Source organism: Pontiella sp. (assembly GCF_041622395.1).
Lineage (GTDB): Bacteria > Verrucomicrobiota > Kiritimatiellia > Kiritimatiellales > Pontiellaceae > Pontiella.
The window spans coordinates 1-9,313 of the sequence record NZ_JBFJYW010000149.1 but is presented as its reverse complement, the minus strand read 5'-3'; the positions used below and the strand labels follow the sequence as shown (position 1 = coordinate 9,313).

Annotated in this window: 8 protein-coding genes; 4 read left to right on the top strand and 4 right to left on the bottom strand. The window is 60.9% G+C overall.

Going from position 1 to position 9,313, the window contains the following annotated elements; genetic code table 11:
* Positions 1–211 precede the first annotated feature (211 nt).
* The 3 genes from ABYO54_RS09825 to ABYO54_RS09815 all read right to left on the bottom strand — a co-directional run bounded on the left by ABYO54_RS09825 (position 212) and on the right by ABYO54_RS09815 (position 2,880).
* The gene (locus tag ABYO54_RS09825; protein WP_372808075.1) at positions 212–463 is read right to left on the bottom strand and encodes a DUF2164 family protein; all 252 of its coding nucleotides are present in this window, start codon (positions 461–463) and stop codon (positions 212–214) included.
* A gap of 73 nt (positions 464–536) precedes the next feature.
* Positions 537–1,640, bottom strand: coding sequence for an Ldh family oxidoreductase (locus ABYO54_RS09820; RefSeq protein ID WP_372808074.1), 1,104 nt, complete (start codon positions 1,638–1,640; stop codon positions 537–539).
* Between the two features lie 31 nt (positions 1,641–1,671).
* On the bottom strand, positions 1,672–2,880 hold the full coding sequence (locus ABYO54_RS09815; RefSeq protein WP_372808073.1) for a glycosyltransferase: 1,209 nt from the start codon (positions 2,878–2,880) through the stop codon (positions 1,672–1,674).
* A 145-nt stretch (positions 2,881–3,025) separates the two neighbouring features.
* On the opposite strand from ABYO54_RS09815, the gene ABYO54_RS09810 reads away from it, so the two are divergent.
* Together ABYO54_RS09810 and ABYO54_RS09805 are read left to right on the top strand one after the other, a co-directional pair.
* Complete coding sequence (locus ABYO54_RS09810) at positions 3,026–3,595, top strand: hypothetical protein (RefSeq protein WP_372808072.1); 570 nt, start codon at positions 3,026–3,028, stop codon at positions 3,593–3,595.
* Positions 3,596–3,747: 152 nt separating this feature from the next.
* Positions 3,748–5,163, top strand: a complete 1,416-nt coding sequence (locus tag ABYO54_RS09805) for a sulfatase (protein ID WP_372808071.1) — start codon at positions 3,748–3,750, stop codon at positions 5,161–5,163.
* Between the two features lie 52 nt (positions 5,164–5,215).
* On the opposite strand, the gene ABYO54_RS09800 is transcribed toward ABYO54_RS09805, so the two are convergent.
* A complete protein-coding gene (locus tag ABYO54_RS09800; RefSeq protein WP_372808070.1) occupies positions 5,216–6,475 on the bottom strand; it encodes an MFS transporter in 1,260 nt (419 codons plus the stop codon).
* A gap of 177 nt (positions 6,476–6,652) precedes the next feature.
* Between ABYO54_RS09800 and tsaD the strand changes: the two genes are divergently transcribed.
* On the top strand, positions 6,653–7,708 hold the full coding sequence (tsaD, locus tag ABYO54_RS09795; RefSeq protein WP_372808069.1) for a tRNA (adenosine(37)-N6)-threonylcarbamoyltransferase complex transferase subunit TsaD: 1,056 nt from the start codon (positions 6,653–6,655) through the stop codon (positions 7,706–7,708).
* A gap of 136 nt (positions 7,709–7,844) precedes the next feature.
* The gene (gene lysS, locus ABYO54_RS09790) at positions 7,845–9,287 is read left to right on the top strand and encodes a lysine--tRNA ligase (protein WP_372808068.1); all 1,443 of its coding nucleotides are present in this window, start codon (positions 7,845–7,847) and stop codon (positions 9,285–9,287) included.
* The last annotated feature ends 26 nt before the right edge of the window (positions 9,288–9,313 follow it).

Below are 9,313 nucleotides of genomic sequence, written 5' to 3'. Positions count from 1 at the left end.
GCTTTCTTCAGGCGGCGGAGGGCGCGGTCAACGCTTTCTCCGCGGCGTACTTTTACTTCGCAGGTTTCTTGTGCCATTTCTAAATTCACCTCCCCCAGACATTTGGGGTCAAAAACAAGGGACGGAAGGTAGGGGGGCGGGTGGGCGAAGTCAATGGGAATCTTCGAAATAAACGCGGTTGCCGTTTCCCGGCGCCGTGCGGATTTCGCGGCTACGGTTTGGTGTAGATGGCTTCAAGGTCTTCGAGCTGGGTGAACATGAACTGTTTCATGTCCTGGATCGCGGCGTTGTAGATGGCCGGGGCCAGTGCGCCAAGAAGTGCGTCGAGCAGTTGGTTGGCTTTGAAGTCGCTGATCTCTTCGTCGAACTCGTCGAAGTAGATCGCGACGAGCTTTTTGCGCAGTCCGTCCTTTTGCGTGTCTGAAAGGTTCAGTTCCATGGGCGAAGAATAGGGGGTTGCCACGGAGCGCACAGGGGAGCGGCCGCTGTTCGTTGGCTCCGTCCGCTGTGGTCTCTGTGGGGATGCGTTGCGGGGTTTATTCGAAATCGAAGTGGTAGTCGAGGCCGAGTTCGTTGCGCATGGTGACCATGTCGTTCTGCAGCGCTTCGTTGACGGGGACGCCCGTTTCGGCGCGCGCGATGCCGGCGAGGTATTCCTTTTCGCCGCAGGTGTAGATCCGTTCGGCCCCGGGGGCTTTTTCGGATTCGCGCAGGGCGCGCATGATGTCGCCGGCGGTTTTGCGGAAGTCGGCGGGTTCGCAGAAACATTTGATGTCGATGGCCATGAAATAGTGGCCGAGCTCGTAGGGTTTGCGGTTGCCGCCGGCATCGCGGTCCACCAGCTGTTTGAGGAAGGCGCCCTGCTGCAAGGCGGAGGAGAGGACTTCGGTGACCGTGGCAAAGCCATAGCCCTTGTAGCCGCCCGTCTCTTCGCCGATGCCGCCAATGGGGGCGAGTGCGGCCTCGCCCTTGACGAGATCTTCGAGGATCTGTTTCGAGTCGGTCTTCGATTTGCCGTCGCGCCCGACGATGAGGCCTTCGGGGCACGCCTTGCCTTCGCGGGCATACTGCTCGATCTTGCCGCGCTGGATGATCGAGGTGGCATAGTCGTTCACGAAGTCGAACGGCTCGTCGGTCGGGAAGCCGAAGACGAGCGGGTTGGTGCCGAGCATGTTTTCCACCCCGAAAGTGGGGGCGATCGACGGGCGGGCGTTGGTGCCCGAAAGGCCGATCATGTCCTGCGCGGTGGCCATCAGCGGATAGTAGCCCGCGATGCCGTAGTGGGTGGAGTTGCGTGCCACCACCATGCCGAGGCCGTGCTGCTTCGCCTTCGCGATCGCCATTTCCATGCAACGCTTGGCGACGACCATGCCCATGCCGTGGTGCCCGTCCACGACCGCCGTGGCGAGGTGGTCGCGCACGACCTCGAACTCGGTGACTGGCTCTTGGATCTTTTGATGGACGATGCGGTCGTAGTAGATCGGTTTGAGGCGGCCAATGCCGTGGGAGTCGATGCCGCGCTTGTCGGAGGCGATCAGAACATCGGCGCAGACGAGCGCGTCGTCCGCCGGAACCCCGATGCCCTTGAAGACGTCGATCATGAATTGGTGCATGTAGTCGAATGGGATGTGATGAATCATGGCGCTTCCTCTGTGGTTGTTTGATTGAAAGCTAGATGGATACCACTTCTGCGAGAACCTGTTCAAGCTCGCGGATGGCGGATCGAATGTCGTAGTGCCGTTGAACCATCGCCTTGGCGGCCCGGCCCATGCCGTCGGCCAGGCGGGCGTCGCTGAGCAGCCATTCGATCGATTGGGCGAAGAGTTCCGGGGTGTCGGCCACGAAGCAGTTGACGCCGTTCTGGGCCGGGATGCCCGCCACGCCGAGCGCGGTGCTCACCACCGGCAGCCCGGTGGCCATCGCCTCGAGCACCTTGACGCGAAGCCCGGAGCCCAGGCGCATGGGGTTGATGAAGATGGTCGCCTGTTCGCGGTAGGGGCGCAGGTCGTCGACGTGTCCGCAAACGCGGATGCGGCTTTCTTTTTCGGATAATTGCTTCATCTCGCTACTGGCCCCGGTGCCGACGAAAATGCATTTGAGCTTGGGGTGTTTCCCCGCGAGTTTCGGCCAGACCTCGTGCGCAAACCAGAGCGCGCCGTCGTTGTTGGATTTGTCGGCGAAGTAGCCGCACATCATGATGATGGGCGATTCGGCGGCGATGGTCGGCTCGCGGTCGAGGTAGTCGAAGTCGATCCCCGGGCGGATGACGGACACCGGCAGCTGCGGCGCATGCCGCAACAGGGCGAAGCGGTCTTCGGCGGTCAGGGTGAGAATGTGGTCCATGGCGCTGTAGAGCTCGAATTCGTATTTTTCGAGCACATGCATCTGCGAGGCGCTCTTGAGGCGCAACGAAAGCGGGATGCCCGGCAGTTCGATGTAGTTGGCGAAGGTGGTGGTTAGGCAGCGGTGGCACGAGACCACCTTGTGGACGGCGGAAAGATAGGGGTTGCGGTAGAGGTACATGCCCATTTCGCTGAACTCGGCCACGACCACGTCGTATTTGCTGCGCTCCACCAGATCGCCCACCAGCTGCATCATGGCCGGCGCGTGGTTTTTCCAGAAAATGGCCGGCAGCGAGCCGCTGACATAGTCGCGGAAAACGCGCACGGCCAGCCGCCGCTGCTTGGCCGGGACGGTCTCCGCCTCGAACAGCATGCGGCGCAATTCCGGCAGGTGCCGTTCCTCTTCCGGATCAATGAAGGCCGCCAGCCCAACCTCGTGGCCGCGCTCGACCAATTGCCGCATGCGTTGGTAGATTAGGCGGTGTCCGCCCGCAACGTTTCCGTGGGGTAGGCGGTTCGCTAGGATCAGTATCTTCATTGGCGCAGAACCATAGCCAATGGGCAGGGCAGTTACACTCAAAAAACAGTTGCGATGTTTTTCCCTTACTAGGATAATGCCTTCCGCTTTTAAGATGATTTATTGGATCGGATGGTCCGGTCGTTGAACTACAACAGGAGATAGAGTGATGAAGCGTATGGCCTTTGGATTACTAGCACTGACCGTCTGCATTGGATTTGCCGGATGCAAATCCGCCCCCAAGGCAGATTCCGACAAAACCATGTTCGACTACATGCAGGAAGAAGTCGGCAAGATCACGGAAAAGGGGGGCATGGCCTCCGTTGGTATCGCCGAATCCCGCAACCAGCAACTGGCCATCACCAAGGCCAAGGTTGAAGCCCGCAAGAGCCTCGCCCAGCTCGTTCAGGTGAAGATCGAAAACCTTGAGAAGGCCTTCATCGAGGAAATCGGCGAAGCCAGCGGCTCCGAAATGAACGAACTCTTCAGCTCCGCCACCAAGCAGATCACGTCCCAGACCCTGCAGGGTACCGCTCCTCGGATGCAGAAGTTCGAATCCGACGGCGGCATCACCACCGCCTACGTCCTGATGGTCCTCAACCCCGACATCATCGACGAATCGCTCAAGAGCAACAATTCCGCCAAGCATCTCTACGAGCGGTTCCGCGCCTCCAAGGCATTCGAGGAACTCGACCAGGAGATCAAGGAATTCGAAGCCGCCGAAATGAGCATGTAGTTTCTGCCGCTTGAATGTTTGCAGACGGGACTTGGGTCGAAACCCCAAGTCCCGTTTTCGCTTGAAAGAAAACGGTTGTTCCGCCCGTTTCTCGCATCCGGGAAGCAAACCGCAACGCCTGTTTTCCAACCCTTTGCATCGAAGGAATCCTGATGAAGATACTGAACCGAAAATCCGCCCTGCCCGTGGCCATCGCTTTGCTGGCGATGGCTGGATCCGTTCGTGGAGAAGAACCCGCCGGCAAAGGGACGATGCCCAACATCGTCGTGATCATGGCCGATGACTTGGGCATGATGGATCTGCATTGCTACGGCAACCCGCTCGTCGATACCCCCGCCTTGGATCGACTCGCGGCCGAAGGCATGCGCTTCACCGACGCCTACGCCGCGGCCCCGGTTTGTTCGCCCACCCGCGCGGCAATGATGACCGGACAGGCCCCGGCGCGCTTGCACCTGACCAACCACGCCCCGGGAAACAAAGCGGGTTTCGCGTTGGAGGGCTCGGATCTCCATGAAGCGGATGCCGCGCGCAACCTCCCGCTCTCCTATGTGACGATTGCCGAGCGGCTCTCGGCCGCCGGTTACGCCACGGCCCACGTGGGCAAGTGGCATCTCTCCTACGTCTCCCGGGACGACAAGGACGGGCCGTCCGAGCCCGAGCTCCGCCCCGACAAGCAGGGCTTCGATATCAACATCGGCGGTTGTTTCCGCGGCGGCCCGCCGAGCTACTTCGCGCCTTACAGCATCCCGACCATCGAACCGAAGATGGAGGGCGAATATTTGCCCGAGCGCCTGGCGGACGAGGCGATCGCATTTGTTGCGGAGAACCGGGACAAGCCGTTCTATCTGAATTATTGGCCCTATTCCGTGCACTACCCGATGCAGGCGCGCGAGGAGCTGATTGCCAAGTATCGCGGCCGCGAAGGTCCCGGAATCAAGAACCCGGTTTATGCCGCCATGATCGAGGCGATGGACACGGAGATCGGCCGCTTCCTCAAGGCGCTCGACGAGCTCGGCCTGCGGGAAAACACGCTGGTCGTCTTCAAGTCGGACAACGGGGGATACGACGGCGACAACCGGCCGTTGCGCGGCTTCAAGGGCATGCTCTACGAGGGCGGCGTTCGGATTCCCTGGATTGTGCGTTGGCCGGGCACGGTCGAACCCGGCACCACCTGCGCCACGCCCGTGATCAGCATGGATTGCTACCCGACGCTGCTGGAAGCCGCACGTCTGGCGCCGACCCCGGACCACCCCCTCGACGGGAAGAGCATTGTGCCGTTGCTGTCGAAGTCCAACGGTTTCGAACGCGACGCCATCTATATCCACTATCCCAACTATGCCTTCCACCGGATGAACCGTCTCGGCACCATGGTTCGCGAAGGCGACTACAAGCTCATCAAACGCAACGACAACGGCGAGCTCGAATTGTACAACCTGGCCAACGATATCGGCGAGACGACCAACCTGGCCCGGCAATCGCCCGAATTGGCCGAGCGCCTGGAGCGCAAACTCGACGCGTGGCTGAAGGAAACCGGCGCCAATATGCCGTTTCGTGCGCCAAAGGATTAAGCAACCGGAATGAAGGGCGACCTCCGCGTCGCCGTGGCGGAGCGCCGGAGGATTACCGTTGGTGATCCCGGCTCCGTTCTTGCTCGACGAACGGGATGATGAAGAGGATCGGAAGGGTGCCGATCGCATATACGCCGGCGGTGATCAGGAAGCATTGTCGGAAATTCCCGTCGCCGATCAGGAAGCCGCCGAGCACGGCCGACGCGCTCCAGAAGATGCCCCAGGCAACGCTTTGCAACGCGTTCCACGTGCCGCGGTTTTTCTTCGGCACAAAATCCATGATGATGGAGCGGCTCAGCGGCTGGGAGGCATTCATCAGCGCATTGCGCAAGGCAAACAGCGGAACGAGCCAGATGACGGCCGGATAGAAGGCGATCGAGGCCAGGCAGCCGATGGCCAGGGCCTGGACCAAAACGATCATCTGCGCCCGCCCCCGTTTTTTCGATATGCGCTGGGCCAGGATCCCGAGCCCTGCGCTGACGGCAAAGGTGAGGGTGAGGATCAGTTGCACCTGGACCGGGCTCAGGTTGTAGATGTCGCGGAAAAAGACGGGGAAAAACTTCACCGTCATTCCGGCGCCCATTCCGACGATGAAGTTGGCCAGCAGGATGGTCATGGGAACAAAGCGCTGCCCCTTCCTCGCCGCCTGATGGCGTTCCGCCCCAGGGGCGTGGTGCACCGACTCGCTTTCATCGCCGAGGGTATGCCGTTCCTTCAGGCCCGCCAGCAGGAAAATGGAAACCATGGCAAATCCCAGCCCGGCGGTCATCACCCGGCGAAGAATGGAGAGCTCCCACGTGTTGCCCAGCCAAAGGAACAGGAAAATGCTCAGGAGCGGGCCGAACGTCATCCCGAACTGCCGCGTGGCGTGGATGCGGGTATAGATCCCGGAGCGGTTGCCGGACGCGACCGAGTCGGCCAGCAGCGCTTCCGCCGCCGGCCCCGAGAGGGCATTGAACCCGCCATAGAAAACCAACCCGATAATAATCGAATAAATGCTCTGCCCCAGCATGAGAAAAAGCACGCCGATTATGCCCGAGCCGATGGCGATGCGGATGGTTCCCTCCCGCGACCAGCGGTCGGCGAGAAATCCTGCCGGCAGGACCAACAGCAGCATCACGATGCCGCTGACCGCCGAAGTCGCCCCCAGCACTTCGTTCGGCCGGAGACCGAACAACGAGCCGGATTGCTCCGCCATAATGACGATGAATAGGCTGAAAACACTCCCCATCCAGATGCCGGTGCCAATCGATTGCAGGATGGTGAACCGGAGGAAGGTTTGGATATTCTTGCTGTTTTCGGAATCAGGCATTCGAAGATTTATCTACGGGAATCGCCGCAGGTCAACTGCTTTGTTCATCCACCCCCGCAATCGGGCCGATTGCGCGTGGCGGGGCGGCTGCTTGGCGGGGCGGATTCGCCCCGCCGGCCATCCAATTGTCTAAAACGGGGCTTGAATGATTCGGTCTGGCCCCGTTTTATATGCGCCATGAAAATCCTGGGAATCGAAAGCTCGTGCGATGAAACCGCCGCCGCCGTCGTGGAAGACGGCCGCAAGGTGTTGTCGAACGCCATCTACTCGCAAATCGCCAAGCACCGCCCCTATGGCGGCGTGGTGCCGGAAATCGCCTCGCGCAACCATGTGGCCAAGTTGCCGGGCATCATCGAGGAGGCGCTCGAAGCCGCCGGCGAAACCTACGCTTCCATCGACGCCCTCGCCGTCACCTACGGCCCCGGGTTGGCCAGCTCGCTGCTGATCGGCTATGCCGCCGCCAAGACGCTGGCGCAGCGCTTGGGCAAGCCGCTCATCGGCGTCAACCACCACGAAGGGCATTTGCATTCCGTTTTCATGAAGGAGGATGCCCCGACCGAGGAGGAGGTGTTCCCGCTGCTGGGGTTGATGGTTTCCGGCGGCGACACCAGCCTGGTGCTGATGCGCGGAACGGGGCAGTACGAATTGCTCGGCAGCACCATCGACGATGCGGCGGGCGAGGCCCTCGACAAGGCGGCGGCCGTGCTCAAGCTCGGCTATCCCGGCGGGCCCATCATCCAGAAGACCGCCGAAGGCGGCAACCCGAACGCCATCCGCTTCCCGCGCGGGCTCGACAGCGTCGACCGCGGCAAATGGGTCTACAAATACGACCGCGATCTCTGCTTCAGCTTCAGCGGCCTCAAGACCTCGCTGCTGACCCACGTCAAAAACCTCGACCACGAACCGCAAGGGCAGGAGCTGGCCGATATCGCCGCGTCCTACCAGGAAGCGGTCGCCGAGGCCCTCACGATGCGCGTCGAGCGGGCGCTCGGGCGTTTCGAGGTGAAGAGCTTTTCCTGCGCGGGCGGGGTTTCGCTCAACAAGATCCTGCGCGAGAAGCTGACGGCGCTCGCGGAAAAGACCGGGGTGCCGCTGTTGCTCTGCCCGCCCTCGCTTTGCACCGACAACGCCGCCATGATCGCGGGCGTCGCCTATGAAAAGGCGCGGCTCAACAAGGCGTGCGCCGAACCGGTGGACGTCAATCCCAACCTGCGCTTGGCCGATTGGGAATGAGGATGGATTGAACGGCGGTTTCCCGCCGTTTCAATTTTTGGGCGATCCGCAAATCCAGCCATCCATTCCCCAAAGCAAGCTTGCCTTGGGGCGATGGGATGCTATGGTTTGCGGCCACTTTTTTTAGGAGAGGAACATGAGCGAAGAACTTTCAGGGAACGAATACCGCCAGCAGCGCATCGAAAACATGAAGAAGCTGGAAGAGGCCGGATTCCCGGCTTTCGGTCAGGCGTTCGAACGCACCGACAATCTAGCGAACCTGCACGCCGACTTCGAGGAAGGCAAGCCGGTCCGGGCCTGCGGCCGTATCGTTGCCATCCGCAAGATGGGCAAGATGGCCTTCGCCCACATTTCCGACGGCTCCGCCAAATTCCAGCTCATGGTGAAGGGGGACATCCTCGAAGCAGAGAGTTTTGCCGCGTTCAAGTTGCTCGACCTCGGCGACATCATCGGCGTGGAAGGCGAAATGTTCATTACCCGCACCGAAGAGCAAACCATCCGCGTCAACCGCTGGGAGTTGCTTTCCAAGGCCCTGTTGCCGCTGCCGGAAAAATTCCACGGCCTGACCGACGTCGAAACCCGCTACCGCCAGCGCTCGCTCGACCTCATTTCCAATCCGGAGGTGATGGATGTCTTCAAGAAGCGCACGCTGGTGACGCGCGAAATTCGCAAGTTCCTCGATGGCCGCGGCTACTTCGAAGTCGAAACCCCGATGCTCCAGCAGATTGCCGGCGGCGCGGCGGCCAAGCCGTTCATGGCCCATTACAATGCGCTCAACATCGATGTCTTCATGCGCATCGCGCCGGAGCTGTACCTCAAGCGCCTGATCGTCGGCGGCATGGACCGCGTCTACGAAATGAACCGCAATTTCCGCAACGAAGGGCTGGACCGCACCCACAATCCGGAATTCACCTGCCTCGAAATCTACCAGGCCTACGGCGACATGCGGACCATGCAGGAGCTGATCCAGTCCATGTTCACCCACCTCGCCGAAACCATCTTCGGAAAAATGGAATTCGAATGGATGGGCAACACCATCGATCTGGCCACCCCGTGGCGCGAAGTGCCGTACCATGAGCTGATCCAGGAACACCTTGGGGCCGACTGGTTCGGGAAAACCCTCGAAGAAGCCGTGGCCAAGGCCGAGGAACTCGAAGTCCACGTCGAGAAGGGCATGGATTTCAAGCAGGTCACCCACGAAATCTACGACAAGACCATCGAAGGCACCCTGATCCAGCCGACCTTCATCACCCGCCTGCCGAAGGAGCTCGTTCCGCTCGCCAACGCCTGCTCCGACGATCCGGAACTCGTCGATGTCTTCGAACTGATCATCGGCGGCAAGGAAATCGCCCCGGCCTACAGCGAGCTGAACAATCCGATCGAGCAGCGCAAGCGCTTCGAGGAACAGGCCGCCGGCGACGGTTCCAAGATCGACGAGGATTTCCTCTCCGCGCTCGAATACGGCATGCCTCCCACCGGGGGAATGGGCATCGGCATCGACCGCCTGCTCATGCTGCTGACCGGCTCCGACGCCATCCGCGACGTGATCCTCTTCCCGCAGCTCAAGCCGCGCGGCTGATCGTCCGGAAAAACCATAAAAAAACG

Excerpts from the sequence above, each read along its gene's own strand:
- tsaD (WP_372808069.1), top strand. The coding sequence starts at position 6,653 with ATGAAAATCCTGGGAATCGAAAGCTCGTGCGATGAAACCGCCGCCGCC.
- ABYO54_RS09805 (WP_372808071.1), top strand. The coding sequence starts at position 3,748 with ATGAAGATACTGAACCGAAAATCCGCCCTGCCCGTGGCCATCGCTTTG.
- ABYO54_RS09800 (WP_372808070.1), bottom strand. The coding sequence starts at position 6,475 with ATGCCTGATTCCGAAAACAGCAAGAATATCCAAACCTTCCTCCGGTTC.
- ABYO54_RS09815 (WP_372808073.1), bottom strand. The coding sequence starts at position 2,880 with ATGAAGATACTGATCCTAGCGAACCGCCTACCCCACGGAAACGTTGCG.
- lysS (WP_372808068.1), top strand. The coding sequence starts at position 7,845 with ATGAGCGAAGAACTTTCAGGGAACGAATACCGCCAGCAGCGCATCGAA.
- ABYO54_RS09820 (WP_372808074.1), bottom strand. The coding sequence starts at position 1,640 with ATGATTCATCACATCCCATTCGACTACATGCACCAATTCATGATCGAC.